Annotated in this window: 26 protein-coding genes and 1 tRNA gene; 11 read left to right on the forward strand and 16 right to left on the reverse strand. The window is 49.7% G+C overall.

From position 1 onward, the window contains the following. Position 1 precedes the first annotated feature (1 nt). From NtB2_RS04565 to NtB2_RS04575, 3 genes are read right to left on the reverse strand one after another with little or no spacing between them, the layout of a single operon-like run. Positions 2-850 (reverse strand): energy-coupling factor ABC transporter ATP-binding protein, encoded by an 849-nt coding sequence (locus NtB2_RS04565; RefSeq protein ID WP_109245897.1) that lies wholly within the window; start codon positions 848-850, stop codon positions 2-4. After that, entirely contained in the window at positions 847-1,344 is a 498-nt protein-coding gene (locus NtB2_RS04570; protein ID WP_109245771.1) for an STM3941 family protein, read from the reverse strand. The genes NtB2_RS04565 and NtB2_RS04570 overlap by 4 nt, the downstream gene beginning before the upstream one ends. Then, positions 1,341-2,162: an energy-coupling factor ABC transporter ATP-binding protein gene (locus tag NtB2_RS04575; RefSeq protein WP_109245772.1), complete on the reverse strand. Its 822-nt coding sequence runs from the start codon at positions 2,160-2,162 to the stop codon at positions 1,341-1,343. The genes NtB2_RS04570 and NtB2_RS04575 overlap by 4 nt, the downstream gene beginning before the upstream one ends. Positions 2,163-2,306: 144 nt before the next feature. On the opposite strand from NtB2_RS04575, the gene NtB2_RS04580 reads away from it, so the two are divergent. Together NtB2_RS04580 and adhE are read left to right on the forward strand one after the other, a co-directional pair. Beyond that, positions 2,307-3,344, forward strand: a complete 1,038-nt coding sequence (locus NtB2_RS04580) for a lactonase family protein (RefSeq protein ID WP_109245773.1) — start codon at positions 2,307-2,309, stop codon at positions 3,342-3,344. 289 nt (positions 3,345-3,633) lie between these two features. Continuing rightward, on the forward strand, positions 3,634-6,318 hold the full coding sequence (gene adhE, locus NtB2_RS04585; RefSeq protein WP_109245774.1) for a bifunctional acetaldehyde-CoA/alcohol dehydrogenase: 2,685 nt from the start codon (positions 3,634-3,636) through the stop codon (positions 6,316-6,318). Between the two features lie 67 nt (positions 6,319-6,385). Here the strand turns inward: adhE and NtB2_RS08730 are convergent, their stop codons facing one another. The 6 genes from NtB2_RS08730 to NtB2_RS04615 form a co-directional block, all read right to left on the reverse strand. After that, positions 6,386-7,351, reverse strand: a complete 966-nt coding sequence (locus tag NtB2_RS08730; RefSeq protein WP_225867048.1) for a YbhB/YbcL family Raf kinase inhibitor-like protein — start codon at positions 7,349-7,351, stop codon at positions 6,386-6,388. A 3-nt stretch (positions 7,352-7,354) separates the two neighbouring features. Next, positions 7,355-8,374: a SepM family pheromone-processing serine protease gene (locus NtB2_RS04595; protein ID WP_109245775.1), complete on the reverse strand. Its 1,020-nt coding sequence runs from the start codon at positions 8,372-8,374 to the stop codon at positions 7,355-7,357. Between the two features lies 1 nt (position 8,375). Continuing rightward, entirely contained in the window at positions 8,376-8,870 is a 495-nt protein-coding gene (coaD, locus tag NtB2_RS04600; RefSeq protein ID WP_109245776.1) for a pantetheine-phosphate adenylyltransferase, read from the reverse strand. 2 nt (positions 8,871-8,872) lie between these two features. Next, complete coding sequence (gene rsmD, locus NtB2_RS04605; protein ID WP_109245777.1) at positions 8,873-9,415, reverse strand: 16S rRNA (guanine(966)-N(2))-methyltransferase RsmD; 543 nt, start codon at positions 9,413-9,415, stop codon at positions 8,873-8,875. Positions 9,416-9,496: 81 nt separating this feature from the next. Beyond that, positions 9,497-10,720, reverse strand: a complete 1,224-nt coding sequence (locus tag NtB2_RS04610; protein ID WP_109245778.1) for an MDR family MFS transporter — start codon at positions 10,718-10,720, stop codon at positions 9,497-9,499. Between the two features lie 3 nt (positions 10,721-10,723). Continuing rightward, positions 10,724-11,938: an MFS transporter gene (locus NtB2_RS04615; RefSeq protein WP_109245779.1), complete on the reverse strand. Its 1,215-nt coding sequence runs from the start codon at positions 11,936-11,938 to the stop codon at positions 10,724-10,726. 78 nt (positions 11,939-12,016) lie between these two features. Between NtB2_RS04615 and NtB2_RS04620 the strand changes: the two genes are divergently transcribed. The 4 genes from NtB2_RS04620 (at position 12,017) to NtB2_RS04635 (ending at position 15,507) form a co-directional block, all read left to right on the forward strand. Continuing rightward, on the forward strand, positions 12,017-12,502 hold the full coding sequence (locus NtB2_RS04620; protein WP_109245780.1) for a YkgJ family cysteine cluster protein: 486 nt from the start codon (positions 12,017-12,019) through the stop codon (positions 12,500-12,502). Positions 12,503-12,906: 404 nt separating this feature from the next. Beyond that, entirely contained in the window at positions 12,907-13,905 is a 999-nt protein-coding gene (locus tag NtB2_RS04625) for an LTA glycolipid anchor biosynthesis glycosyltransferase, IagA/BgsA family (protein WP_109245781.1), read from the forward strand. Positions 13,906-13,915: 10 nt separating this feature from the next. Further along, complete coding sequence (locus NtB2_RS04630) at positions 13,916-15,256, forward strand: glycosyltransferase family 4 protein (protein WP_109245782.1); 1,341 nt, start codon at positions 13,916-13,918, stop codon at positions 15,254-15,256. 26 nt (positions 15,257-15,282) lie between these two features. Beyond that, complete coding sequence (locus NtB2_RS04635) at positions 15,283-15,507, forward strand: DUF1797 family protein (protein ID WP_109245783.1); 225 nt, start codon at positions 15,283-15,285, stop codon at positions 15,505-15,507. Between the two features lie 486 nt (positions 15,508-15,993). Here NtB2_RS04635 and NtB2_RS04640 read toward each other — a convergent pair whose 3' ends face one another. The 6 genes from NtB2_RS04640 to NtB2_RS08615 all read right to left on the reverse strand — a co-directional run bounded on the left by NtB2_RS04640 (position 15,994) and on the right by NtB2_RS08615 (position 20,087). After that, a complete protein-coding gene (locus NtB2_RS04640; RefSeq protein WP_109245784.1) occupies positions 15,994-16,746 on the reverse strand; it encodes a tRNA1(Val) (adenine(37)-N6)-methyltransferase in 753 nt (250 codons plus the stop codon). Between the two features lie 106 nt (positions 16,747-16,852). Further along, on the reverse strand, positions 16,853-17,167 hold the full coding sequence (locus NtB2_RS04645; protein ID WP_109245785.1) for a DUF427 domain-containing protein: 315 nt from the start codon (positions 17,165-17,167) through the stop codon (positions 16,853-16,855). Further along, on the reverse strand, positions 17,164-17,571 hold the full coding sequence (locus NtB2_RS04650) for a hypothetical protein (protein WP_109245786.1): 408 nt from the start codon (positions 17,569-17,571) through the stop codon (positions 17,164-17,166). The genes NtB2_RS04645 and NtB2_RS04650 overlap by 4 nt, the downstream gene beginning before the upstream one ends. A 121-nt stretch (positions 17,572-17,692) precedes the next feature. Next, complete coding sequence (locus tag NtB2_RS04655) at positions 17,693-19,639, reverse strand: alpha-amylase family glycosyl hydrolase (RefSeq protein WP_109245787.1); 1,947 nt, start codon at positions 19,637-19,639, stop codon at positions 17,693-17,695. Between the two features lie 99 nt (positions 19,640-19,738). After that, the gene (locus NtB2_RS08535; RefSeq protein ID WP_125194959.1) at positions 19,739-19,945 is read right to left on the reverse strand and encodes a hypothetical protein; all 207 of its coding nucleotides are present in this window, start codon (positions 19,943-19,945) and stop codon (positions 19,739-19,741) included. 51 nt (positions 19,946-19,996) lie between these two features. Next, positions 19,997-20,087: transfer RNA gene (locus NtB2_RS08615), tRNA-OTHER, on the reverse strand. A gap of 192 nt (positions 20,088-20,279) precedes the next feature. Between NtB2_RS08615 and NtB2_RS04665 the strand changes: the two genes are divergently transcribed. Further along, positions 20,280-21,488 (forward strand): argininosuccinate synthase, encoded by a 1,209-nt coding sequence (locus NtB2_RS04665; protein WP_109245789.1) that lies wholly within the window; start codon positions 20,280-20,282, stop codon positions 21,486-21,488. A 25-nt stretch (positions 21,489-21,513) separates the two neighbouring features. Then, positions 21,514-22,893 (forward strand): argininosuccinate lyase, encoded by a 1,380-nt coding sequence (gene argH, locus NtB2_RS04670; protein ID WP_109245790.1) that lies wholly within the window; start codon positions 21,514-21,516, stop codon positions 22,891-22,893. 124 nt (positions 22,894-23,017) lie between these two features. On the opposite strand, the gene NtB2_RS04675 is transcribed toward argH, so the two are convergent. Beyond that, a complete protein-coding gene (locus NtB2_RS04675; protein WP_109245791.1) occupies positions 23,018-24,256 on the reverse strand; it encodes a multidrug efflux MFS transporter in 1,239 nt (412 codons plus the stop codon). A gap of 114 nt (positions 24,257-24,370) precedes the next feature. Between NtB2_RS04675 and NtB2_RS04680 the strand changes: the two genes are divergently transcribed. From NtB2_RS04680 to NtB2_RS04690, 3 genes are all read left to right on the forward strand, one after another. Further along, positions 24,371-24,928, forward strand: coding sequence for a TetR/AcrR family transcriptional regulator (locus NtB2_RS04680; RefSeq protein WP_109245792.1), 558 nt, complete (start codon positions 24,371-24,373; stop codon positions 24,926-24,928). A 509-nt stretch (positions 24,929-25,437) separates the two neighbouring features. After that, the gene (gene rnpA, locus NtB2_RS04685; protein ID WP_109245793.1) at positions 25,438-25,791 is read left to right on the forward strand and encodes a ribonuclease P protein component; all 354 of its coding nucleotides are present in this window, start codon (positions 25,438-25,440) and stop codon (positions 25,789-25,791) included. Beyond that, positions 25,788-26,597, forward strand: coding sequence for a YidC/Oxa1 family membrane protein insertase (locus NtB2_RS04690; protein WP_109245794.1), 810 nt, complete (start codon positions 25,788-25,790; stop codon positions 26,595-26,597). The genes rnpA and NtB2_RS04690 overlap by 4 nt, the downstream gene beginning before the upstream one ends. Positions 26,598-26,605: the final 8 nt, after the last annotated feature.

The raw sequence follows: 26,605 nt of genomic DNA on the forward strand, positions 1-26,605 counted from the left end.
CCTAAGCCCCCCTTTCTTTGAGGGCGGTGACTAGGCCAGCCCTCGTGATAGGAAGCTGTTCAAAGGCAATACCAGCCTGCCTTAGCTTATGGGCAAAGGCCGTCGCCTTGGGCACGCCCAGCTCGTGGCTGTTTAAGAACTCCACATCCTGAAAGACCTCGATGGGCTTGCCACTAGCGATAATCCGGCCTTTTTCTAAGAGGTAGACAAAGTCTGCAAAATCAGCAACATCGTCCATGTTGTGAGTCACGAGCACAACGGTCTGTCCAGCTTTAGAGTGAATGTCCTTAAAAAGCTGCATCATCTCAATCCTGGCCTTGGGGTCAAGTCCCGCCGTCGGCTCATCAAGCACCAGAACTTCAGGCTCCATGGCAAGAATCCCAGCAATGGCCACCCGCCGCATTTGCCCCCCTGAAAGCTCAAAGGGCGAGCGGGTCCAGAGCTCTTCTGGCAGGCCGACCAGACTAAGTTTTTCCTTAGCCAGCTCGGTCGCCCGCTCCAGGCTCACGCCAAAGTTTTGCGGACCAAAGGCCACGTCCTTCAGGACCGTCTCTTCAAAGAGCTGGCTTTCTGGAAACTGAAAGACCACGCCCACCTTTTTGCGGACTGGCTTGATGTCCTTTTGCTTGCTGTCATGCTCGATGGCAATGTCGTCAACGAGGACCCGACCGCTGGTCGGTTGCAAGAGGCCGTTGAGCTGTTGGAGAATGGTCGACTTGCCTGAGCCCGTATGGCCAATGATGGCCGTATAAGAGCCTGATGCCACCTTCAAGTCAATGTCAAAAAGAGCCCGACTTTCAAAGGGGGTCTTGAGCTGATAGGAATAATTGACCGCTTGGAATTCAATCATTGCTTCTTTTTCCATTCTTCCCGGCAGAGCCTGAGGATTTCCTTCTTGTTTTGACTGGCGTTTGAGATATCAAGCAGAATCACGGTCTGCTCGCTCCCCATGGCATGCTTGGCCTGGAGGGAATTGACCGCCATCAGCATGTCAGCTGCCGATTCCTCTTTGAGATATTGCTCTCTGTCTTTGACATCTACGCAGAGATAGCTCTTCATATCCAGTGGATTTTCTACTCTCTTAACCAGCTGAATATCAGTCACATCAGACCAGGCAATCGGTCCAAAGGACTTGCGGTCATCTGGCCAGACAACAAGGCCTTCCGGCTGAATCGCAAGCAGGACCTTCCTTGAATGAACCAGGCTGACAATAAAGTAGACGATGGCAAGGAGCAACAAAATCAGCCCCACAATCGTCGGTACATTAAAGGCAATGATAATCAGTAATACGGTATAAATGAAGGCCCGCAAGAGGCCGTAGCGAATCTTTATAATTTCTGTCATTTTAATTTCCCTAGTAGCTTTTCAATCAGAGCCTCTTCTGTCAGATAGCCTTCTTCTGTCATGTCCAAATCCTGCATGAGGTTTGAGCTAAAAGGCACGTCCAGCCCCATCTCAATCATGTCGTCGCCTGAAGCAAAGAGGGCTTCAGGCCTTGCATCCCGCATGATTTTACCCTGACTCATGACCAGGACCCGGTCAGAGCTCGCCGCCTCTTCCAGGTCATGCGTGATTGAGAGGACGGTCAGCTTGTACTTGTCCTTGATCTCGTGGATGACCGCCATGATTTCAGAACGGCCCGTCGGATCAAGCATGGAGGTCGCCTCATCGAGGATAATGATTTCAGGCCTGAGGGCGATGATACCGGCGATGGCCACCCGCTGTTTTTGGCCGCCTGAGAGTCTGGCCGGCTCCTTCTTCTTAAAGTCCAGCATGTTGACCTGCTTGAGGGCATCGTCAACCCGCTCCATCATCTCTTCTCTTGGGACGCCTTGATTTTCCATACCAAAAGCCACGTCGTCTTCGACGGTCGCCCCGACAAATTGATTGTCTGGATTTTGGAAGACCATGCCGATTTTCTTGCGAAGCTCCCAGACATTGTCGACAGTGAGCTCTTGGCCATCAATCAGGATGCTACCCGAGCTGGCTTCAAGGAGGCCGTCAATCATCCGGGCCGTCGTTGACTTTCCAGAGCCGTTCTTGCCGATGATAGAGACCCATTCGCCTTTTTCCAGCGCAAAATAGACCCCGTCCAGCTGTTTGACGTCGCCTTCCTTATCATATTGAAAATGGATGTCTTTCACTTCCAAGATTTTATTCATAAAAGCATTATAGCATATTTTTGCTGGCCAATGCCTCCAATCCTTCTTAAATATTGGAGAGAAATTGTTTCTGTCAAAGGCTTTTCTATGATAAAATAATGATACAAAGATTAATAAAATGTAAAATAAAAAAAGGGAGAAGCCATGAGAGAACAACTACTTATCGGAGGATACACGAGACGTGTGTCAGAAGGCATCTACAGCGTGATTTTAGATACGGTCAAAGGGGAGCTCTCTGAGCACAAGCTCTTTGTCGGCGTGCAAAATCCGACTTATCTGGCCAGAGATGAAAAAGACCGGATTTATTGCCCTGCCATTGATGGCGAAGGTGGCGGAATTGCCGCCTTTCAGATCGGCGAGGCTGAAGTCAAGCCACTGGGACACGTGACCAGCCCCGGCAATCCCCTGGCTTATGTGGCGGTCGACCCTAAACGCTCGCTGGTCTACGGTTCCAACTACCACCTGGGCGAAATCCGGGTCTATCAAAAGCGGGTCGACGGCAGTCTCAAGCTGACTGACCTGGTCCGCCACGAAGGTTTTGGTCCCAAGCCAGAGCAGAAATCTGCCCATGTCCACTATTCTGATGTCACGCCAGACGGCCGGCTCGTCACCTGTGACTTGGGGACGGACGAGGTCACAGTCTATGACGTCCTTGACGAAGGCAAGCTCAATCTGGTTTCAATTTACAGTGCAGAAAAAGGGGCTGGAGCTCGGCATTTGGCCTTCCACCCCAATAAGAAGGTCGCTTATCTCGCCTGCGAGCTGAATTCGACAGTCGAAGTCCTTTCCTACAATGAAGAAAAGGGGGCCTTCAGCCTCCTCCAACGGATTTCAACCCTGCCAAAGAGCCATACTGGCTTTAACGGCGTGGCGGCCATCCGTCTCTCTGCTGACGGAAAAGACCTCTACGTCTCAAACCGGGGCCACGACTCACTGGTGCATTACAGTGTCAGCCCGCTCGGCACCAAGCTCCAGCTCGAAGACTGGTATGCGACTGAGGGCAAGACACCTCGTGATTTTAACTTTAATGAGGACGACAAGTACATTATCGTTGCCAATCAGGATTCTGACAATCTTACTCTATTTAAGCGGGACCGGGCGACCGGCCAGCTGGAGCTGAAACAAAAGGATTTCTATAGTCCTGAAGGGACAGCTGTGATGTCACTGAGGGCTAAATTATAAGTGGAAGAATTTTTGCGAAAACACTGTGAAATAAGGCAAAAGGCGAGACCGTTAGGCTCGCCTTTTAGCAGCTTAACGAGCATGGAGAGGGCAGTGGCAGAGTCAAGGAGATGGCCTCACAGTGCTTTTTGAAAAATTTCTGGAAGGCAGCGGATTTCGTCTGCATCTCGAGGAAAGTCTGACTTTCCCTATTTTTTTCAGAATTAAGTGAAGAAATTCACATTTATGCTTGACAGCTCTTTCACATTTTGCTAAAATTGTCTTGTGATAAAGTTCACAAGGAGAAAATATGGCAACTAAAAAAGCACTTACTGCTGCTGAAAAAGCAGCTAACTACGAAAAAGCAGTCGAATACACAGGCAGCCTCGTTAAAAAAGCGAAAAAAGCTGTCCTCGAATTTGAAGGCTACACACAAGAACAGGTCGACAAGATTGTCGCAGCAATGGCGCTCGCAGCCAGCGAAAACTCTTTGAAGCTCGCCCATGAAGCCCACGATGAAACAGGACGTGGCGTGGTCGAAGACAAGGACACAAAGAACCGCTTCGCTTCTGAGTCAGTCTACAATTCTATCAAGAACGATAAGACCGTCGGTGTCATCCGCGAAGATGAAGTCGCAGGGTCAGTAGAAATCGCAGCACCGCTCGGTGTATTGGCTGGGATTGTCCCAACCACCAACCCGACTTCTACAGCCATCTTCAAGTCACTCTTGACTGCAAAAACACGTAACGCGATTGTCTTTGCCTTCCACCCACAAGCGCAAAAATCTTCATCTCACGCCGCTCAAATCGTCTATGAAGCAGCCCTCAAAGCCGGTGCCCCTGAAAACTTCATTCAATGGGTTGAAAAACCAAGCCTTGACAATACCACAGCCTTGATCAAGAATCACGACATCGCAACCATCCTTGCGACAGGTGGGCCTGGCATGGTCAACGCCGCCCTTTCATCAGGGAATCCATCACTTGGTGTTGGTGCTGGTAATGGTGCCGTCTTCGTTGATGCTACAGCTGACGTGGAACGGGCCGTTGAAGACCTCCTCTTGTCTAAGCGTTTCGACAACGGCATGATCTGTGCAACGGAAAATTCAGCAGTTGTCGCTGCTGAAGTCTACGACGAATTCATGGCGAAACTTCAAGAGCAGGGTGCCTACCTGGTTCCTAAAAAGGACTACAAGAAGATTGAAGACTTCGTCTTTGTTGAACGTGCTGGTGAAGGCTTCGGAGTCACAGGTCCTGTCGCTGGTCGCTCTGGTCAATGGATCGCTGAGCAAGCTGGCGTTAAAGTGCCTAAAGACAAAGATGTCCTCCTCTTTGAACTCGACAAGAAAAATATTGGCGAAGCTCTATCATCTGAAAAGCTCTCTCCACTACTCTCTATTTATAAGGCAGAATCCCGTGAAGATGGGATTGAAATCGTCCGCGGTCTCTTGAACTATCAAGGTGCTGGACACAATGCCGCCATCCAAATCGGTGCCATGGATGATCCATTTGTTAAAGAATACGGTATCGCTGTCGAAGCTGCTCGTGTCCTTGTCAACCAGCCTGACTCAATCGGTGGTGTCGGTGACATCTACACTGATGCAATGCGTCCATCATTGACACTCGGAACAGGTTCTTGGGGGAAAAATAGCTTATCACATAACTTAAGCACATACGATCTTTTGAATATTAAAACAGTGGCTAAGCGTCGTAATCGCCCACAATGGGTTCGCTTGCCAAAAGAAATCTACTACGAAGAAAACTCAATCACTTATCTTCAAGAATTGCCACACGTTCACCGTGCTTTCATCGTCACTGACCCTGGTATGGTTCAATTCGGTTTCGTTGACAAAGTCCTCGAACAACTCGCAATTCGTCCTAAACAAGTTCAGACGACCATCTACTCAGATGTACAACCTGACCCATTGCTTTCACAAGCCATTGAAATCGCCCGTCAAATGGATCACTTCAAACCTGATACAGTCATCTTGCTCGGTGGTGGTTCTCCACTTGATGCCGGTAAGATCGGTCGTTTGATTTACGAATATGCTTCACGTGGAGAGGCTGACCTTTCTGACGACGCAGCCCTCAAGGAACTCTTTGAAGAATTTGCACAGAAGTTTACAGATATCCGTAAGCGTATCGTGAAATTCTACCATCCACATCAAACGCAGATGGTTGCTATCCCTACTACTTCTGGTACGGGTTCTGAAGTGACACCATTTGCCGTAATCACTGACGATGAAACACACGTGAAATACCCATTGGCTGACTATCAGTTGACACCTCAAGTGGCGATTGTTGACCCTAGCTTTGTTATGACTGTGCCAAAACGCACTGTGGCCTGGTCTGGTATCGACGCCCTCAGTCACGCGCTTGAATCTTATGTTTCTGTCATGGCTTCTGATTACACAAAACCTATTTCAATGCAAGCCATCAAGCTGATCTTTGAAAATCTGACGAATTCATATAACTACGATCCTAGCAATCCAACTAAGGAAGGCAAGAAGGCCCGTGCCAATATGCACAATGCCGCAACACTTGCCGGTATGGCCTTTGCCAACGCCTTCCTCGGTATCAACCACTCCATTGCCCACAAGACCGGTGGTGCCTTCGGCCTCCCTCACGGTTTGGCTATCGCCATTGCAATGCCACATGTCATCAAGTTCAATGCCGTGACAGGAAACGTGAAACGTACGCCTTACCCACGTTATGAAACTTACCGTGCTGAAGCTGACTACGCTGAAATCGCACGTTACCTCGGCTTCGGCGGTAAGGATGACGCTAGTTCTGTCAAGAACCTGATCAAGGAAATCAAGAAATTGACCGACTCTATCGACATCGACACCACATTGACAGGAAACGGTGTCAAGAAGGCAGCCCTCGAAAAGCAAATCGACGAGCTGGCTGACCTGGTTTACGACGACCAATGTACACCTGCAAATCCACGTCAACCTCGGATTGATGAGATTAAGGATTTGTTGAGGGATCAGCTTTAAGGGATTAAAAAAACTTCGCTACAGATTGCGAAGTTTTTTTAATAATTTTATTTTACATTTCTAAAAGCTAACTCCGCCCCCAAAAATCAATCTCCGCCCGGGCAATCCCCAAGTCTTCCTCAGACCGCAAGAGCTCATTCCAATGAAAGCCTTCCTTGAGGCCAATCTTATAAGGAAAGGCCGTGACGACTAGGCGATAGCGATGGGCCTTGTCAGGAGGCGTCGGACCGACATAGCGTTGGCTAATCGCCTTATCCTTTTCACCGACAAAAAATGAAGCGTTGGAATTCTGGCCCTGGACGATATCCTCGGCCAGGCGACTGTAATCTTCTGGGAGGTCGACCCGGCCGTTGACGACTGGAATATTGGCGACCAGCCAGTGAATCCACGGAAAGCCCGCGACCGGAACGGCATCGTAGTCGACCAGTGAGAGGGCGACAAAGCTGGCATCCTTAGGAAGGCCGGTCAGACGGATGGGAAAGGAGACGACCGGTTGTCCCTTATATTTGGCACTTTCCGGAGCATGTTTCCCGTACTGGTCAGGCAGGTAGCCGGAAGCCAGGTCCAGATGGATGTCAAAGCTGGCCCGCCGGTTTTCAAGCAAATAGAAATGCAGGGCCAGCATGAAGAGCAGGCCGAGCAATAAAATCGCCAGATAAGACCAGCCAAAGTAGTGCCAGCCCCCAGTGGCCAAACTAAAGCCCCGACCGTCCCAGGAGAGATTCAGAAGTTGGCGGATGACAAAGGCGTAGACATAGTAGACCAGTCCAGCAAAAGACCAGTAAGTAACGGTCTTTTTTCTCATGAGATAGAGAATGAGGGCGAACGCAATCAAGACCAGTAAGACCAGGCCCTCAATGAAGGCCTCATGCATGAGAAAGTAAAAATAATTTGCCTTGGCCTGCTGGATGTCAACGGTCTGCTGGAGCTTCTGCTGTTTGACGGTCGCTGGCAGAAACATGCTGGCCAGCCAGAGGACAAAAAGCGTTATAATCTGCCAGGCCCTGAGGCTGATTTTTCTTGTAGAGGTCATGGTCTAGTCCTTTTCTAGGCTCTCAATCGCCCCCTGAATGGTCTTGACAGCGACGATTTTCATCTTGCTGTGAATTTTTTCGGCCGATGCTTTAGCGGCGAGATAGTTGTTATTATCAGGGTTTTTATCACCTGAGTCGGGCACGAGGAAGAGCTCTGCCCCCTCATTACTAGCGGTCACGACCTTTTTGTCGACCCCACCGATTTGGCCGATGCTCCCGTCTTCATTGATGGTGCCGGTGCCGGCAATCTCGCGTCCTGCCCTCAGGTCTTTGCCGGTAATCTGGCTGTAGACCTCCAGCGTAAACATCATCCCGGCTGATGGGCCACCGATAGCTCCAGCGTTGATCGTGACCTTGGGGTCAGTGACAACCTCGGTGTGGTCGACCAGGCTGATGCCAATGCCGGTCTTACCATTAGATAATTTGACAAATTTACCTGTGAAATCATGCTTGGAGCCATCAATCCGGGTCACTTCGATTTTGACCGGGTCTCCGACCTTTTCGCCAGCGACTGAGTCAATCATGGCTTTAGAATTTTCAAAGCTCTTACCATTGACCGCTGTGATGGTGTCGGCAATCTGGAGTTTCCCCTTAAAGCTAGAATTGTCGGCAATGTCGAGGACATAGACCCCGCCGTACTTCATGTCATAGGGCTTGCCGGCCTGCTTAAAGGCCTGGTAGACAGCCGTATTTTGAGCCGTCTGCATGTAAAACTGGTTGACCAGATTGTACTGCTGATTGTTGAGGCCACCAGTCAGGTCCTGGGCCGAATAAACACTGGCAAAAGGGTTAAACTGGGCGTAAATCCAGGAGAGGGCGTTGGCCTGGGAGACGCTCACGGTCGTCAGGAAGAAATTTCCTTTATGGTCGTCTTTTTTGCCCTCAATCTGGACCATCCGGCCGACCGATTCAGTCGTGCCAGGGACTTCCAGATAATAAGGCAGGGGATAAACCAGCCCAATCACAAGCAGGATGGGCAGGACAATCCAAAGGGTCCGTTTTAATATTTTATGCTTTTTCATTTTAGTCTCCATCGCTCGTTCGCTTAGCTTCCAAGGCCCGCTTGACCGGCTCAGGTAGCCAGTCACTCAGGTCTTGGTCAAAGTGATAGAGCTCCCGCATCCGGGTCGAATTCAGCGCTTTGAGCTCAGGCCGGGCCATCAAAAGCAGGGTATCAAGGCCTGACATTTCCAGATTAAAATAGAACATATTTTCTTCATAAGCCAGGTCACTAGCATCTCGGACAGAGCGGACAAGGGCCGTCACGCCCAGTTTTTCAGCTACCTTGACTGTGAGCTCAGCCTCATGGACGATGACCTTGACATTGTCAAAATCAGCCAAGGTCTCTTCCAACATGGCCCGGCGTTCTTCCGTCTTAAATAAGGGCGATTTTTGGTCATTGTTAAAAATGCCGACATAGAGGAGATCAAAGAGCTTGCTCGCCCGCTCGATAATATCTAAATGCCCCAGAGTCATGGGGTCGAAAGTCCCTGTGAATAGGCCTATTTTTTGGCTCATGCTTATTGCCTTTCGTAAATCGTAATTTTTGAGATGCCGTAGGTCTTTTGCTTGATTTGCTGGAGCTGGCCGATGCTCTCAGGAAGCTCGACAGACTTATCCGTCTCACAGACGGCGAGTGCTTGGTCTGCCAGCAAATCCCTGGCCTGAAGAGTTTCCAGATTGGCGACAATCTGCTCTTTGGCATAGGGCGGGTCCAGAAAGAGGAGGTCAAACTGGCCTGACAGCCTTGGAATGGCCTGTTCTGCCGTGGTCTTCATCAGCTCAAACTTGCCGGATTCTTTGGTCATGGTAATATTTTCCTGGATGACCGCCTGGGCTGAGCGGTCTTTTTCAATCAAGACCGCCTGGTCACAGCCTCTGGAGACAGCCTCAATCGAGAGGCCACCCGAGCCTGCAAAAAGGTCGAGGACACGACCGCCCTCAAAGTACTGACCCAGCATATTAAAAATCGAGCCCTTGACCTTGTCGGTCGTGGGTCTAGTGGTCTTTCCGGCTAAGCTTTTGAGGGGCCGGCCCCCGTATTCTCCTGCGACAACTCTCATGCTTCTATTATAGCAGATAAAAAAGAAAGCCTGTTGCTTAACAAGCTTTCGCTTCCTTTCATTCTAGAAATTCTGCAACTTTTATTTAACAGGCCTTTCATGTCGCCTCACAGCCGTCAGTATCGGAAAGAGTCCAAGCAGAACGACGACAAAGAGCAGGCCAGCCATCCCTGTATTGCCCAGGAAAACTGAGGCAGAGACCGAAAGCGAGCCTAGGATAGAAGCCATGGGGTTGACCACAGAAAAGGCTCCAGAATAAGTCCCGACGGCATCTCCGTCCATGAGGTCGGCTCTTAAAGCCTGTGAAAAAGGCACAAAAATCATCTCGCCCAGGGTCGCAATGACTGAAGCGACGACGAGGCCGGTAAAATCACGAAAAAGTATCGCCAGAATAAAGCCCAGGCCCTGAATGCTAATCCCAAGTCCCACGCCCCAGCTCCTCGACCAGTGCTTGGTCAGGCGGTTGACCGTCCCCATAAAGGCAACAATCAAGGCCGTATTAATAATTAGGAAAATCGTCAGCATTCGCTGGCCGTAAATTTCAAAGCCAAAAAGATGACTAGTAATAAAGTGGTCAGAGAGATGGACTGGCAGATAATAGTCAACCTGGCCAAAAATCATCATGGTAAAAATCGAGCCAAAGCAGTAATAAAGGAAGGTGTGGTCACGGGCCACAAAGCGGTAGGCCTTGATGATATTGCTTTCTGACTTGTGTTCAGCCGTCTTGGGGTTAAAAGACTCGTCAATAAAGAAGAAAACCAGGACAAAGCTAAGGACTTCCTCCAGCGTAATGGCAATCAAAAGCTCAAAAAGATAGTGCTTGAAGAACCAGCCAGAGATAGCTGAACCCAGCAATATCGCCACATTGATGACCCAATATTGCAATGAATAAACAATCTTACGATTGTCAGAATCCGTCAAATCGACCATCATGGCCATGCTGGCCGTATTGTAAAAGCCCCAACCAAAGCCGAGAATCAAAAAACCGAGGTAGGTCAGCCAGGGATTAAAATACCAAGGCGAGTTAGCATAGACGGCAATCAGGCCACCCAAGCTCGTCAAAAGAGTCGCATACAGCATGATTGGCCGACGGCCCAGCCGGTCGGAGAGATGGCCAGCCCAGAGGCCGACAAAAAAGGTCACGAGGCTTGAGACCATCAGCAAAAAGCCGGTAATCCCGGCACCCAGATGCTGATTGTAATAGATGGTCATGGATGAGCCGACCGTCGAGAAGGTCAGCGTCCCGACGAAGACCATGAAAATCCGGAGCTGGATGGCCGGATGGAGTTTTCTAAAATCGTTCATCTTTTATAAACCTTTCTCATGTCGGCGGACGGCAAGGCTGGCAAGCAGAATGCTTAGGATGGTCAGGAGGCTCATGATGGCTGAGACACCAACAGAGCCGACCCAGGCCGACAGGGAAACCAGGCCAGCAGCAATGATCGATCCGACCGGCTGGCGGATGAAGCTGGCTCCATTATAGGCCCCGATTTTCTCCGGGTCCATCAGGTCAGCCCCGATAACCTGGACGTTGGGCGTATAAATCATCTCGCCGATGGTATAGACGACAGCGGCAATGACCATGGGCAGCCAGGTCACGGTCAAAAAGCTCAAAGCCATCCCGACCGTCATGACAACAACACCAATCTTAAAGCCGGTCAAATTCTTCCAGCCTTCTGTCAAGCGATTGACCAGGCCCATAAAGGCAACGACAATGACGCAGGCAATGATCAGGTAAATCGTAAACATCCGCTGGCCGTAGATTTCCAGGCCAAAGAGATAGAAGCTCTGAAACTGGTCGGCCAGATGAATCGGCAGATAGTTGTCAAACTGAAAAATCACGCTGATCGAGAGGATATTGGCCACAAGGAAAATCATGTAGGTCTTGTCTTTGGCGACCGTCATGTAGGCATGAAAGATGTTTTCCCGGCTGGCCTCAAAGTCCTTGGGCAGGGTCTCAGTCATCGGAAAGACGACAATCCAGAGCTCGATGAGGATGGTCGCAAGGAGGATCCAGAGGAGCTCAAAGAAATAATGCTTGAAGAGCCAGGCTCCGATGGCTGCACCAAAGATAACTGAGAGATTCTGAGCCCAGTAGTCCAGGGCAAAGACAGTCTTTCGATTGCTAGCGTCTGATAGGTCGATGATCATGGCATTGCCAGCTGTAGAAATCGAAGAAAAGCCGATGCTAATCAACATGAAGGCAAAATAGGTCGTCCAGGGATTTACGCCCAAAGGCGAATTGGAAGCCAAGGCCATGATGGCACCAAGAACCTGGAGGATCACACCACCAACGACGGCAGGCTTTCGCCCCAGGCGGTCGGCCAGGTGGCCTGCGACAAGGCCGGCAATAAAACTTGCCAGAGACATCAGGGCTAGCAGGAGGCCTGTCAAGGCCAGGCCCATATACATATTATAGTAGATGGTCATGGACGAAAAAACCGTCCCATAAGAAAAAGAGCCTAGGAAAACGATCACTAGGCGGAGTTGCAGATTTTTATCCAAGTCTAAAAATGACTTCATAACTCAACAAACTCCATATCCTTAAAATAGCTTTAATCCATTATAGCATAGGCCTTTAGACTATGCTATAATAACAAAATGGACATCGCACACTACAGGGATCTGGCCCTCCAAAAGCAGAAGGAACATCGCAAGTTTTTGGCCAGCCTCAAGAAAAAAGCACCGAAGAACATTGATAAAATCACAAAAGAAATCCACGAGGAAGTCTTTGCCGAGGTCGACTGCACCCAGTGTGCCAACTGCTGCCTGAGCCTGGGGCCACTCTTTACCGAAGCTGATATTGAGCGGATTGCCAAGTTTTTGAGGATGAAGTTGGCGGATTTTGAGGAAGAATACCTGGTCGTCGATGAAGACGGAGACAAGATTTTCAAGGGCATGCCTTGCCCATTTTTAGGCCCTGACAAGCTTTGCGACATCTACGAGGTCCGCCCCAAGGCCTGCCGAGAGTTTCCGCATACCGACCGGAAGAAGATTTATCAGATTAACCACTTGACGATCAAAAACACCGTCACCTGCCCTGCGGCTTATCTTTTTGTGGAGAAATTACAGGAGAGGTTGAAGTAGGTTAGTTTTTGCGGGAAACGTTGCATTCCAGAATTGCTGGCCATCTGCAGTGAGGCCGGAAGCGAAGCCTTCGGCTTCCATTCCTAAGTCTGGAGCCCCTTTGCGTCTCCAGACTTGCCTTTTTTCACTGCGGATGGCCAGCAATTCTTCCATTCCACTTGTACTTATTTCCTCTCCCCAGAGGTCATTTTGGCCAGGGCGGAGCTATAGAAAACTTGGCATTCACTGTGTAAAAAGGCAAATTGGGAGACCTTAGGCTCCCAATTTAGCAATGAGACCGCAAAGCGGTCTGCTTGCGGCCACACAGGAAATGGCGAGTTTTCTGTTGCGGAGCCCAGCCCCTCCTAAAAATTAACAAAAAGCCTTTTTCATTTCCTCTGGCTTTGTGATAAAATAAGAGTCAGATGAAAATTTTACTCTATTTAGAAGCGGAAGAATTTCTCAGTCGCTCAGGGATTGGCCGGGCCATGAAACACCAGCAACGGGCCCTGGACCTGATGAACATCGATTGGACCCGTGATCCAGCCGACGACTACGACATTCTCCACTTAAACACATACGGCTTCAAGGCCTGGAAACTCTTGAAGCAGGCCAAGAAGGCAGGAAAAAAGGTCATCTTCCACGGCCACTCGACCAAGGAGGACTTTCAAAACTCCTTCATCGGCTCCAATCTCATTGCCCCCCTCTTTAAGAGCTATCTGATGCACTTCTACAAGCAGGCCGACCTTATCATCACGCCGACAGATTATTCTAAGCGCCTGATTGAGGGCTACGGGATTACCTGCCCCATCCTTCCTATTTCAAATGGGATTGACCTGGCGAAATACCAACGGGACGAAGCTAAAGAAGCCGCATTTCGTGAGCATTTTAAGATTCAAGCCGGCGAAAAGGTCGTCATCTCGGCCGGCCTCTACTTTATGAGAAAGGGCATTGATGACTTTGTCAAGGTCGCTGAAAGCATGCCTGACACCCGCTTTATCTGGTTTGGCTATCAAAACCTCTGGACGGTGCCAGCCAAGGTCAGACACCTGGTCCAAAAGGACCATCCCCAAAATGTCGAATTCCCCGGCTATATCAAGGGCGACGTCTTTGAGGGGGCAATGACGGCGGCTGACGTCTTCTTCTTCCCGTCCAGAGAAGAAACCGAGGGCATCGTCGTCCTCGAGGCCCTGGCCAGCCAACAAAATGTGGTCGTCCGTGACATCCCGGTCTACCAGGGCTGGCTTGACCAGCAGGCGGCCAGCCTTGCGAGCGATGTGCCGGGCTTTGTCAAGGCCATCCAAGGCATTATCCATAGTGATGTCAACAAGACCCAAGCCGGCTATGCCATTGCCCAGTCCCGTTCTATTGAAACTATCGCAGAGCAGCTCAAGGCTGCCTATGAAGAGACCATGCGTCTATAAAGGAAAAGTCATGAGAATCGGTTTATTTACAGACAGTTATTTTCCACAAATCTCTGGTGTTGCGACCAGCATCCAGACCCTCAGCATGGAGCTTGAAAAGCTCGGCCACGAGGTCCATATCTTTACGACGACTGACCCTGCCGCCGATGTCGACCATGAGCCGGACAACATCGTCCGCCTCCAGTCGATTCCTTTTGTCTCCCTAGCTGAGCGTAAGGTCGTCATCAAAGGCGTCTTTGCCGCCTATCAGATTGCCCAGGAGTATCATCTGGACATCATCCACACCCAGACCGAGTTTGGGATGGGGATTCTGGGCAAGCTCGTCGCCCGTCAGCTCCGGGTGCCGGTCATCCACACCATGCATACCAAGTATGAAGACTATCTGCATTATATTGCCAAGGGCCGCCTGATTCGCCCCAGCATGGTCAAATACATCATCCGGAATTTCCTGCATGGGACTCAAGGCGTGATTTGCCCGAGTGAGATGGTGCTGGATACAGTCAATAGCTACGAGGTCAGCCAGGCCAAGCGGGTCATTCCGACAGGAATTGAGATTTCAAGATTCAAGCGGGACGATATTACTAACGCCGAAGTCGCTGAACTCCGTGAAAAGCTGGGGATTGCTGACGATGAGACCATGCTCTTGAGCCTGAGCCGGATTGCTGCTGAAAAAAACATCCAGGCTGTGACTGCCGCCCTTCCTGAGGTTCTGGCTTCAGCCAAGGTCAAGCTGGTCATCGTCGGCGACGGACCTTTTGCAGATAATCTCAAAGAGCAGGTGGCTGAACTCGGCTTAGAGCAGCAAGTCCTCTTTACCGGCAAGGTTGAAAACAAGAAGACCGCCTACTACTACAAGGCAGCGGACTACTTCATCTCAGCTTCAACCTCTGAGACCCAGGGTCTGACCTTTCTCGAGGCCCTAGCTGCCGGCACCCGAGTGCTCGCCATCTGGAATCCTTACCTGGCTGAGCTCATTGATGACAGTGAGTTTGGCGAGCTTTGTGATGATGAGTCCGGCCTCGCCCAGATGATGATTGATGTTTGTCAGGAGAAAAAAGCGATTGACAAGCAGAAGTTTGAAGACAAGCTCTATGAGATTTCCGCTGAAAACTTTGCTAAGCAGGTCTATCTCTTTTATCTGGATACCATTATTGATTACAATCAAAAGAAGCAACTCGAGGCCCAGCAATTTCCTGGAAATGTCGAGGACAGCATCCGTCAAATGCCTGTCGCCATCCGAAAATCCATGCGACGCGAGCAGAGTCGTGCCCGGCTTTTTGCCCGGAAAGCCACTAAACTCGCCAAAAATTGGCAGACTTATGTTAAAATAGATAAGAAGGACGCTGAATAAGCCCCCTAACTGTGAAAGGAAATCTTATGAAATCACACTTAACAACGATTATTGACCGCTTGAATCGCCTGATCGATGCGGCAGATCCAAAAGAAACCTACAATTTTGAACGTGAAGGCGAAGTCCTCTTGACCGTCAGCTACATTCCTGAAGAAGAGGCATTTTCACTGCGTTATCCAAAACAAAAAGACCCTGCACTCTTTGATGACATCGACCTTGTAGCGATTGAAATTTACGATATGCTTTATTGAAAAAACTTGGGATACCCCAAGTTTTTCTGTTCTCACAGAATGTTGTTAGATATCTGCTTTTTCAGGTCGCACTATCCGAGCTTCCAGAAGCGGCGATGAGCTTAGAGACTATGGTGAAACGGCTTGAAACAGGTTCACAACTTTACATGTCCGGGGGACATTTTTTCTTTTCTCGCAGAATGTTGTTAGTTGTCAGATTTTATAGTAGGCTCGCGCTAGGCCGCTAAGTAATTACTCAAGCATAGCCTAAAAAGCCTTGATTGCCGACTAAATATCAGCAAATCCACTTGGGATACCCCAAGTTTTTCTAATCTCGCAGAATGATGTTAGATATCTGCTTTGTCATGTCGCACTATCCGTGCTTTCAGCATGCCCTGCAAAATCTTTTCAAGAGCTATATGAGTGATTCGAGTGATGAATCCATAATGACTTATCAATGTTTCACGTGAAATTAAAAAAGGCGAGAAGGCCGTCCCTCTCGTTTTTTTAGTGCTCGCCGTAATAAATCTCATCCACATCCTTCGTATAAGAGCCGTCTGATTCATGGATGATCAGTGGTGGCAGGAAGACCTCTCCTCCCTCCTTGCCGTCTTTGATGGCATCAATCAGGAGGATATTGGCCGGCTGGTCGGCTTTGGGATAGACAAACTGAATCCATTTAGGTTGGAGATTGTGGGCCCGCATGGTGTCGATAATCTCGAAGAAGCGCTCTGGACGGTGGACCAAGGCAAAGTGGCCGTTGGTCTTTAGAAGGCGTTTCCCAAGAGAAAAAATCTCGTCCAGATTGGTCGTCAGCTCATGTCGGGCCAGCGTATAGTGATGGTTTTCATTGATATGACTGTCTTCGTCGACCTTAAAATAAGGAGGATTGCAGAAAATCAGGTCAGTACTAGAGTCTTGGAGGTGCTCCATGCTATTTTTCAGGTCATCATTGATGATGGTAAATTGCTCATTGAGGCCATTCAAGGCAACCGACCGCTGAGCCATCTCAGCCAGTCGCTCCTGGATTTCTACGCTTGTGATATGGGCCTTGGTCTTTGAGGCCGCAAAAAGACCGACCGCACCGTTGCCAGCACAGAGGTCGACAATCTTCCCCTTAGCCCCTGGAAGCTGGGGAAAGCGGGCCAGAAGAATCGCATCAATACTGAAGGAGAAGACCTCCCGGCTTTGAATAATCTGAATGCCAGAGGCTGCAATCTCATCGACGCGCTCGTCTGACCTTAGCTCGATATTTGTCATATTTCCATTTTAACCTAAAATCCTTCAGAGGGCTATAAAAAAGAGGCAATTTCAGTTGCCTCTTTCTTAATCATTAATCATAAATCATCCGGCAACAGCCTGACCTTCATGCCTCAGCAACCACGCGGATGCCCAGACTCTGGTCAAAGGCGATATGGCCTGTGATCTCTTCTGCTGCTTTTGATGGGGCCTGATAGGTCCAGGCAGCGTCTTCGACCACCTTGCCGTCGACTTGGAGGTGCTTGTAGTTAGCCAAGCCCTTCCAAGGACAAGTATAGGTCCGGCTGCTTTCACCGAAATAGTCGAGAGAAACGTCTTCTTTAGGGAAGTAGTAATTGCCTTCTAAAAAGACAGCAGCATCGGTTTTTGCGATGACCTTGTCATCGAGGTAGGCAGTCGCCTTGTGTGATTTATCGCTCATTTTTTCTCCTTTAATAAAAATAGAACTTCTGCATCATCTGGAATCTCGGCCTGACCCAGTTCTTCCTGGATCATGGCCTGATCATAATCGTAGAGGTAGGCTTCATCATCCAGCTTATCCAACTTACTGAGCAGGCGAACCTCTTGGCCGTCTGCTTCATCGGTCGTCAGATAGCGGCTGTCATTGGAGCAACGTCCAGACCAGCCTCTCAGCATGGCCTTGTAACCCTTATATAAGGGGTCATAGGCTAGGTAGCCTGTCTTGCCTTCAACGTCAGAGCCGTAGGCGACGAGTCTGAACTTCTCGCCAGCTTCTAAGTCAGTCTTGGGCAGGACCAGGAAGGTTAAGCGCTCTCTCTCAACTTTCTCCAGTTGTTCTGGAGAGACTTTTAATACAGCTTCCATTATTTCCTCCTTAAAAATTCTAACTTTCTCTCCTTTCTTAACTTTAGTTTACAAATCAGCTTTAGAAACGTCAACGTTTTTGACTCGAAAATTGATTCCTCTTTCCCTGCTTTTTCAGAAGTCAATCTTTAGAGGTCAGCTTAAAGACCATCGCCGACCTGGCAGCCAGCTCAGCAGAGAAGCTTCCTGCTTCATAGTTAAAGCTCGACCTGGGCCCAAAGCCGCCAAACTTCGCATCATCCGTATCAAAAATTAGCTCGACCGGACCGCTCGCAAAGCTGACCTGTTTCATTTCTGTCGGATGAAAATTAAAGACAAAGAGGAGCTCGCCCTTTTGATAGGCCAGGAGTTTGTCTTCATTCTTGACCCATTTCTGCTGGACTTCATTGGACTTGGCCAAAAAGTCATGGTCGTGCTCCAAGGCAATCATCGCCTGGTCAAAGGCCAGTAAGTATTTGAAACGGAGGCCTTCGTTTTCAGCCAGCGACCACTGCCGTCTGGCGTGCTGGTAGTCGTCACCATTGCCTTCGCGTGGGAAATCCAGCCATTCTGGATGGCCAAATTCATTGCCCATAAAATTAAGATAACCTTCGCCAGCCAGGCTAAAAGTGACTAAGCGGACCAGCTTGTGGAGGGCGATAGCCCGATCAATCACAAGGCTCTGGCTATGAATATCCATTTTGGTGTAAATCTCAGCATCGGCCAGCCACATCATGAGGGTCTTATCACCGACAAGTGCCTGGTCATGGCTTTCCGCATAGCCAATGTTTTTCTCGCCCGGCCGTCGGATGGTCAGCTCCCACCAGAGCTCCATCAAGTCCAGCTGGTCGTCGGTCTTCTTCTTGAATTGCTTAATCCAATAATCCGGAATCCCCATCGAGAGCCGGTAGTCAAAGCCGATACCGCCGTCTGAAATCGGCAGGGCCATGCCGGGCATAGCAGACATATCTTCAGCAATCGTGGTTGCCCCTGGTCTGAACTCATGAATCAATTCATTAGCCAGCATAAGATAGGTCACGGCTTCAACATCTGTGTTTAGGGAGAAATACTTGCTGTAGTCTGTAAAAGCTGTCCCTAGGCCATGGTCATGGTAGAGCATGCTGGTCACGCCATCAAAGCGGAAACCGTCAAAACGGTAGACATCCAGCCAGAACTTGAGATTGCTGAGAAGAAAATGAATCACCTCGTCTTTCCCGTAGTTGAAGAGCTTGGTATTCCACTCCCGGTGCTCGCCCCGTTCCCCCTCATGGAAATACTGACTGGTCGTACCGTCAAAGAGATTGAGGCCGTCGCCGACATTTTTCACCGCATGAGAATGCACGACATCTAGCAGGACCCGAATCCCCATGCCATGCGCCTCGTCAATCAGGGCCATGAGTTCGTCCGGCGTCCCAAATCTGGAAGAAGCCGCATAAAAATTACTGACCTGGTAGCCAAAGCTGGCGTAGAGCGGATGCTCCATGATGGCCATGAGCTGAATCGTGTTGTAACCGTCTGCTTTGATTCTTGGCAAGACATCTTCTCTGAACTCCCGATAACTATTGATTCGGTATTCTTCGGTCGAAATCCCGATGTGGGCCTCATAGATCAGCGGGGCTTCTTTGCCTAGGGCTGGTGCCTGATGCTTAAACTGATAGCTGGGCTCGTAGATGACCCCGTCCATCTCGTAACGTTCGTTTTGGACGACGTAATTCATATAGGAAGGCACCCGGTAAAGGGGTTTGCCATCAACCATCAGCTGGACCTTGACCTTTGAGCCGACCGGCAATTTACCAGGAACCACCAGCTCCCAAACCCCGCCGTAGCCGGCCTTGAGCTCATGGCTCTTGCCATCCCAGTCATTGAAATCCCCGACCAGATAAGCCGCCTCAACATTGGGAGCCCATTCCCGAAATGTCCAGTGGTCCGCCTCTTGCTGGAAGCCAAAGTACTTGTAGCCATTGGCAAAATCCGTCAATCGGCCATCAACACCCAGTAAGCGTTTCTTGGTCCTGGCAAAGTCAAAAAGCCGTTTGGACAGGTCTTCCTTGAAGGGCTCCAGGTAGGGATCGTATTCTAATATGTTCATGCTTTCTCCTTTATTGAGGACGCTTTTCTTTTATTTTAACATAAGAAGGAAGGGCTTTCAGGATTGGAATGTTTGACCATCTTCTTAATCGGACTCCTATTAGAAATGGCTGGGTTTTAGCTTGGGAATTGCGTTTTTCTTATCCACTTTTTTATTTTGCGGCGGCAATGTCTTCCTTCTGTCGCATTGAGACCTCAAAATTTTAGCACGAAGGAGGAAAACTGCGTTTTCCTTATCTGCAACTTTTTTTGTTGAGTTTCGGCCAAAAATGCTTCCTTTGGTCGCATTTTTTGGCTCGAAACTCATACAAAAAAACCTCCCCAGGGAGGAGGGGAGGAAAAGGAGTAGGCAACTATTAGGAGTCAAGGGGAATTGAACCCCTGTGCCGCTTGGCGGTAGACAGGTCCAGCCTAGAAGACCTGCTGCATTACCACTCTGCCATGGCTCCATGACTCTAACTTTTTATTTCCTCTTCCTTTTATATTTTAATTATATCAAAGTTTTCTCCCCCTCAAAAATGATATACAAGGCCGGCCTTTCTTTGATAACAATGTTTAATCAATTTTAACCAAAAGAGTTGACAAATGTATTTTTATGCATTATAATGCATATATATTAAATTAGAGAAGGATACCTGCCCATGACAAAAGAAAAGATTGTACTCGCCTATTCAGGCGGTTTAGATACCAGTGTCGCCGTCAAATGGCTCTCAGAAAAATACGATGTGGTCGCTGCCTGTATGGACGTCGGTGAGGGCAAAGACCTCCAGTTTATCCATGACAAGGCCCTCTCCGTCGGTGCCGTCGAGTCCCACGTCATCGACTGCAAGGAAGAATTTGCCAAGATCTACGTCGGTGCTGCCATCAAGGGGAATCTCTACTATGAGAATAAATATCCCCTCGTCTCAGCCCTCAGCCGGCCTCTGATTGCCAAAGAACTCGTGAAAATCGCCAAAGAGACCGGGGCCACCGCCATCGCCCACGGCTGTACCGGCAAGGGCAACGACCAGGTCCGCTTTGAGGTCGCCATCAATGCACTTGCCCCAGACATCAAGGTCATCGCCCCCGTCCGGGAATGGCACTGGTCTCGGGAGGAAGAGATCGACTTTGCCAAGGAGCACGGCGTGCCGGTGCCGACCACGCTTGAGAGCCCTTATTCAATTGACATGAACCTTTGGGGCCGGGCCATCGAGGCCGGCGTCCTTGAAAACCCTTGGAACACCTGCCCAGAGGATGCCTTCTTTATGACCTCTTCTGTCGAAGATGCCCCAAATGAAGCTGAATTTATCGAACTGGATTTCGAGGCCGGCCTTCCTGTCGCCCTCAACGGTCAGAAAATGCTCCTCTCTGAGCTGATTAAAGAGCTCAATATCATCGCCGGCAAGCACGGCGTGGGCCGGATTGACCACATCGAAAACCGGCTGGTCGGCATTAAGTCCCGGGAATTTTATGAATGTCCGGCCGCCATCACCATTCTCAAGGCCCACAAGGACTTAGAGGACCTGACCTTCGTCCGGGAGCTCGCCCATTTTAAGCCCGTCATCGAAAATGAGCTGTCCAACCTGATTTACAATGGCCTCTGGTTCAATCCAGCGACCCAGGCTCTGATTCACTATCTCGATGCCACGCAGACTGTCGTCAACGGCACTGTGAAAATCAAGCTCTACAAGGGCAACGCCATCCCGGTCGGTCGGAAATCTGCCAGCAATTCCCTCTATAATGAGGCTCTTGCGACCTATACCTCTGCCGACCAGTTTGACCAGGCTGCAGCTGTCGGCTTCATCAAGCTCTGGGGCCTGCCTTCTGTGGTCAATACACAGGTCAATGGCGCTTCAAATGAAGAAGATTAATTTCAATAGATAATAAGGAAAAACTATGCCAGAAAAGAAACTTTGGGGCGGTCGCTTCGAGCAGGGCCTGGACAAAAAGACCGAGGCCTTTAGCGCCTCTATCACATACGAACAAAGGCTGGCCCCTTTTGACCTGCAAGGCTCGCTAGCCCATGTGACCATGCTGGGTGAGACCGGCATTATCTCGTCTGATGAAGCCCAGCAAATCGCTGACGGCCTCGGCCTACTCAAAGACAAGCTGGAGGCCGGCGAGATCGACTTTAACATCGAAAATGAAGACATCCACATGAACATGGAGACCCATCTGCACAAGACCATCGGCCCTGTCGCAGGCAAGCTCCACACGGCCCGCTCGAGAAACGATCAGGTGGCGACCGACATGCACCTTTATCTGAAGGCGACAATAAGAGATGTCCTCGGCCTGCTCCATCAGCTCCGCCAGACCCTAGTCGACCTGGCTGAAGACAACATCGAGACCATCGCTCCCGGCTATACCCACCTCCAGCACGCCCAACCTATCAGCTTTGGACAGCATCTCATGGCCTATTATCAGATGCTGAGCCGGGATGCCGACCGATTTGAATTTAACCTCAAGCATACGGACATGAATCCCCTGGGGGCTGCGGCCCTGGCTGGGACGACCTTCCCGATTGATCGCGAGCGGACGACTGAGCTCCTTGGCTTTGCCGCGCCTTATGCCAACTCGCTCGATGCCGTCTCTGACCGGGACTTTATCCTGGAGTTTCTGTCAAACAGCTCCCTCCTCATGATGCACCTCTCCCGCCTCTGTGAAGAGCTCATCCTTTGGTGCAGTCATGAGTTTCAATTTGTCAGCCTATCCGACGCCTACTCGACTGGCTCTTCCATCATGCCCCAAAAGAAAAATCCGGACATGGCCGAGCTCATCCGTGGAAAATCAGGCCGGGTCTACGGCAACCTCATGGGCCTGCTCAGCCTCATGAAGGGGCTTCCCCTCGCCTATAACAAGGACCTCCAAGAAGACAAAGAGGGCATGTTTGACTCAGCCGACACCATCATGACCTCGCTCGAAGTCATGAACGGCATGCTGGCCACGATGAGCGTCAACAAGGACATCATGGCCAGGGCTACAGAAAAAGACTTCTCCAACGCCACCGAGCTCGCCGATTATCTGGCCAGCAAGGGCCTCCCCTTCCGTCAGGCCCATGAGATTGTCGGAAAACTCGTCTTAGACTGCACGAAAAAGGGCACTTATCTGCAGGACATCAGTCTTGAGGATTACCAGACCGCAAGCCCTCTGATTGAAGCAGATATTTATGAAGTCTTACAATCTAAGACGGCGGTGGCTCGGAGAAATTCACTGGGCGGGACTGGATTTGAGCAGGTCCGGGCTCAGGTTGAGGCAGCTAAAAAGGCGTTACTATAGTGATTGTTTCCTTAGAGAATTATAAAAACCTAGCCCTGTTGAGCTAGGAGTGCAGTGGAGAAAATTCTGAAAAACACTGTGAAAAAGGCAAAAGGCGAGACCGCAAGGGTTCGCCTTTTTTCCTTTATGACCACAAGGCCCGGCTCTTCAGCCCGCCTGTATGGGTAAAATAATTAAACAAATTAATGATAACCAGAATACTTGAAGCTACAAAAACATAGCGGTAGTCAATAAAGCCGGCAATCACAGAACCAAGCAAGGGTCCTGCAAAGGCCCCAATAGCCTGGGCAGACTGATTGTAAGAGAAGATTCGGCCGGTGACCTGTCTCGGAGCCTCCTTGGCCAAAATCGCCTGGACACTCGGCAAGATGGCGGCGTCTGACACACCGACCAAAAACCGCATGATTAAGAGAAAGGTTACAGACTGCGAGAAGGCTGTCGCTGCAAAGACGACCATCGAGAAAAAGAGGCCGGCCCCTAAAATCTTCTTTTGGCCAATCCTATCGCCCAACCGGCCCAGCTGGGGTGCAACCACCAGGGTAACAAGGCCAGGAGCCGCCGCAATAATCCCAGCCATCAACGTGATATTTCCCTGATAATGCATGAGCTCTCGGACATAGAGGGAAAGGACCGGATTAATGCTTTGGTTGGTCATCTGGGTAATCATGGTGGTCAAAAACATCCCCCAGATGACGGCAGGATGGCTGAACAATGAAAAGACCTGCTTGAAGCCCTGGGCGACCTGGTCTTTTTTGACCGGCGTAAAATTTTCCTTGACAAAGAAGAGGGCCAGGAGAAAGACCAAAAACATGATGACACCGGTCACGTTAAAGACGTGACGGTAGCCAACCCAGGCCACCAGGACACCGCCAATCAGCGGGCCAATCAGGGTCCCGGCCACAGAGCCAGTCGTCAAAACCGACATGACCCGGCCCGATTTTTCCTTCGGAGAAGAGCTGGCCATCAGGGCCATAGAGTTGGAGATAAAGCCTGAGAAGGCGCCGAGGAGCATCCGCAAGAGCAGAAGTTGCCAAGCAGCAGTCACATAGGCCATCAGCGTGATGGTAATGGCCATACCAAGACTGGCTCGAAGGAGCATAAGCTTACGGCCTTTTTCATCAGCCAGCTTGCCCCAGAGTGGGGAAACGATGGCGAGCACCACAAAGCTGGCCGCAAAGATGGCCCCGCTCCAGAGATTGAGCTCAGTCTTGCTGAAATGGCCAAGACTGGAGACATAAAGCGAGATAAAGGGCGTGATAAGCGAACTACCGACCCCGGTCATAAAACAACCAAACCAGAGCACGACCAGGTTTCTCTGCCAGTCAGCCTGGAAGCTAAATTTAGATTTAATTTTTTCCGTCATGATAAATTTATTATAAAACTATCTTTAGTAGTTTGTCAACTAGACCAAGTTCTTGATTTTTAATAAAAATAGTTTTATAATTTTCCTAAAACATTAAAAAGGATACATCAGATCATGCCCAGAGCTGCATTAACCCAAGAAAAAATCGTCCAGGCCTGCATCGAGCTTTCAAAAGAGCAGGGTCTTGAGAAAGTCTCCTTCCCGAGGCTGGCAGAATACTTTTCTATTAAAGCTCCCTCGCTTTATAACCACTTCAAAAACATGGGCGAGGTCCGCCTGGCCACAGCCATCCAGCTACAAAAAGAGCTGAACCAGGAGCTCACCCGGGCCATGATTGGCAAAAAGCCCATCGCCGCCCTCGAGACCTACGCCCTGACCTATAAGAGCTTCGCCGAGAAATACAGCGAGGTCTACGACCTGCTCAACATCATCCACGAGAGCGACAGCCCTGAGCTCGAGGAGATTGCGATCGAAAACATCCGCCTGATTCGGGTGACGCTGGAGAATTTCAAGCTGACCGACGAAGAAATCTACCACCGCAGTCGTCTCTTTCGCTCCAGCCTCCACGGCTTTATCACCCTCTCCCGTCTGGGCTACTTCCAGAAGGCCTATCCGGCTGAAGACAGTTTCGATTATATGTTAAAACAGCTTTTGGGGGATTTGGGGGAATAGAAACCTTGCATGGTGTCCGTTTCGTTCCGGAAATTCTGAAAAAAGCACTGTGAGGCCGCAAGCAAGCCTTCGGTTTCATTGCTAAATGGCGAGCCCTCCGGTCTCGCCATTTGCCTTCTTTTACAGTGTTTTTTTCAGAATTTCCTGCACTCCACTCTTGCCAATCAAACCTTTTCTTAGGTAGATTTCAAACCCTGTCAGCCAGGCTGTAGAGTGGAAGAAATCTAGGAAAATGCAGTGGCATAAGGCAATTTAGAAGACCAAAGGGCTCCTAAATTAGCAATGAGACCGCGAAGTGGGCTGCTTGGCCCATGCGACTAGTCGCTTCAGCGACTTAGCGAGCTTGGAGAGCGTAGTGGCGGTAGCCACAAAGATGACCCCACTGCATCTTTCCTAGATTTCTGGAAGTCAACAGCCCCACCTCCCAAGCCCTAATCAAAACCTAAAAATGACAAATCCCGGTCTTTATGCTAAAATGTAGCTGATACTTTGTAGTTCGGAGAGAAATTTTGGCAATAAAAAAATCATATCGTGTAAAGCGGCAGAAGGATTTCGATCAGATTTTTGCCGCCAAAGATAGCTTTGCCAATCGAAAATTTGTGGTCTATAAGCTCAAAACAGGTGTCCCCCACTACCGGGTCGGACTTTCTGTGAGCAAGAAGCTTGGAAATGCAGTGACCAGAAACCGGGTCAAACGCCTGATGCGGCATGCCCTTCGGAGCATGGAAGCCAACATCGAAGCCGTTGACTTTGTCCTTATCGCAAGGCCTGGGGTTGAAGCACTCGATTTCCAAGCCGTCCAATCAAATTTGAAACATCTCCTCAAACTATCAAAAATCTATCACAATGGAGAAAAAGATTGAAGAAGAAAATAAGCCTGCTTAGTATGGCAGCTGCTGCGTTAGTCCTTCTTTCGGCCTGTGGTCAAGCTGCTGTAACACAGCACTCAAGCAATGCTTGGGATCAGTTTGTTTACGCCTTTGCCCAGATCATCCACTTCTTGTCCTTTGGTGGCTTGACCGGTATTGGGATCATCCTCTTTACCGTCATCATCCGTGCAGTCCTACTGCCTCTGATGAACATCCAAATCAAGTCCAGCCAACGCATGCAAGAAGTGCAGCCGGAAATCAAGAAAATCCAGCAAAAATATCCTGGCAAAGACCCGGATAGCCGTCGTCTCATGCAGGAGGAAACGCAAAAGCTCTACGCTGAGCACAAGATTAACCCTTATATGGGCTGCCTTCCCCTCCTCATCCAGATGCCAATTCTCTGGGCCCTCTATCAGGCCCTGACCCGGGTTGACTTCCTCAAACATGGAGCCTTCCTCTGGTTTGACATCGGGACGAAAGACCCCATCTACATCCTCCCTATTCTCGCTGCTGCCTTTACCTTCCTGAGCTCATGGCTCATGATGAAATCAGCCCCTGAGCGTAACGGCATGACAGCAAGCATGACCTATATCATGCCGGTCTTCATCCTCTTTATTTCATGGAATATCGCAGCCGGTGTCGCCCTCTACTGGGTGGTATCTAATGCCTTCCAGGTCGGCCAAACTTTGGTCTTAGCCAATCCATGGAAGATCATTGCAGCCCGTGAAGAAAAAGTAAAAGCCGAAAAAGATAAAATCAAGGCCCGTGAAAAGGCCATGAAGAAGGCGAAAAAGAAATAAGGTTAGGA

This window comes from Lactococcus termiticola (assembly GCF_003116835.1).
Lineage (GTDB): Bacteria > Bacillota > Bacilli > Lactobacillales > Streptococcaceae > Lactococcus > Lactococcus termiticola.

What these genes read in the sequence shown, in the direction of transcription:
- NtB2_RS04570 (WP_109245771.1), bottom strand. Translation starts at nt 1,344, where the DNA reads ATGACAGAAATTATAAAGATTCGCTACGGCCTCTTGCGGGCCTTCATT.
- NtB2_RS04680 (WP_109245792.1), top strand. Translation starts at nt 24,371, where the DNA reads ATGCCCAGAGCTGCATTAACCCAAGAAAAAATCGTCCAGGCCTGCATC.
- NtB2_RS08535 (WP_125194959.1), bottom strand. Translation starts at nt 19,945, where the DNA reads ATGAGTTTCGAGCCAAAAAATGCGACCAAAGGAAGCATTTTTGGCCGA.
- NtB2_RS04575 (WP_109245772.1), bottom strand. Translation starts at nt 2,162, where the DNA reads ATGAATAAAATCTTGGAAGTGAAAGACATCCATTTTCAATATGATAAG.
- NtB2_RS04580 (WP_109245773.1), top strand. Translation starts at nt 2,307, where the DNA reads ATGAGAGAACAACTACTTATCGGAGGATACACGAGACGTGTGTCAGAA.
- NtB2_RS04665 (WP_109245789.1), top strand. Translation starts at nt 20,280, where the DNA reads ATGACAAAAGAAAAGATTGTACTCGCCTATTCAGGCGGTTTAGATACC.
- NtB2_RS04650 (WP_109245786.1), bottom strand. Translation starts at nt 17,571, where the DNA reads ATGGAAGCTGTATTAAAAGTCTCTCCAGAACAACTGGAGAAAGTTGAG.
- NtB2_RS04610 (WP_109245778.1), bottom strand. Translation starts at nt 10,720, where the DNA reads ATGAACGATTTTAGAAAACTCCATCCGGCCATCCAGCTCCGGATTTTC.
- NtB2_RS04565 (WP_109245897.1), bottom strand. Translation starts at nt 850, where the DNA reads ATGATTGAATTCCAAGCGGTCAATTATTCCTATCAGCTCAAGACCCCC.
- NtB2_RS04620 (WP_109245780.1), top strand. Translation starts at nt 12,017, where the DNA reads ATGGACATCGCACACTACAGGGATCTGGCCCTCCAAAAGCAGAAGGAA.
- NtB2_RS04595 (WP_109245775.1), bottom strand. Translation starts at nt 8,374, where the DNA reads ATGAAAAAGCATAAAATATTAAAACGGACCCTTTGGATTGTCCTGCCC.
- NtB2_RS04615 (WP_109245779.1), bottom strand. Translation starts at nt 11,938, where the DNA reads ATGAAGTCATTTTTAGACTTGGATAAAAATCTGCAACTCCGCCTAGTG.
- adhE (WP_109245774.1), top strand. Translation starts at nt 3,634, where the DNA reads ATGGCAACTAAAAAAGCACTTACTGCTGCTGAAAAAGCAGCTAACTAC.
- NtB2_RS08730 (WP_225867048.1), bottom strand. Translation starts at nt 7,351, where the DNA reads ATGACCTCTACAAGAAAAATCAGCCTCAGGGCCTGGCAGATTATAACG.
- NtB2_RS04675 (WP_109245791.1), bottom strand. Translation starts at nt 24,256, where the DNA reads ATGACGGAAAAAATTAAATCTAAATTTAGCTTCCAGGCTGACTGGCAG.
- NtB2_RS04630 (WP_109245782.1), top strand. Translation starts at nt 13,916, where the DNA reads ATGAGAATCGGTTTATTTACAGACAGTTATTTTCCACAAATCTCTGGT.
- NtB2_RS04645 (WP_109245785.1), bottom strand. Translation starts at nt 17,167, where the DNA reads ATGAGCGATAAATCACACAAGGCGACTGCCTACCTCGATGACAAGGTC.
- NtB2_RS04655 (WP_109245787.1), bottom strand. Translation starts at nt 19,639, where the DNA reads ATGAACATATTAGAATACGATCCCTACCTGGAGCCCTTCAAGGAAGAC.
- NtB2_RS04640 (WP_109245784.1), bottom strand. Translation starts at nt 16,746, where the DNA reads ATGACAAATATCGAGCTAAGGTCAGACGAGCGCGTCGATGAGATTGCA.
- rsmD (WP_109245777.1), bottom strand. Translation starts at nt 9,415, where the DNA reads ATGAGAGTTGTCGCAGGAGAATACGGGGGCCGGCCCCTCAAAAGCTTA.
- NtB2_RS04625 (WP_109245781.1), top strand. Translation starts at nt 12,907, where the DNA reads ATGAAAATTTTACTCTATTTAGAAGCGGAAGAATTTCTCAGTCGCTCA.
- argH (WP_109245790.1), top strand. Translation starts at nt 21,514, where the DNA reads ATGCCAGAAAAGAAACTTTGGGGCGGTCGCTTCGAGCAGGGCCTGGAC.
- NtB2_RS04635 (WP_109245783.1), top strand. Translation starts at nt 15,283, where the DNA reads ATGAAATCACACTTAACAACGATTATTGACCGCTTGAATCGCCTGATC.
- coaD (WP_109245776.1), bottom strand. Translation starts at nt 8,870, where the DNA reads ATGAGCCAAAAAATAGGCCTATTCACAGGGACTTTCGACCCCATGACT.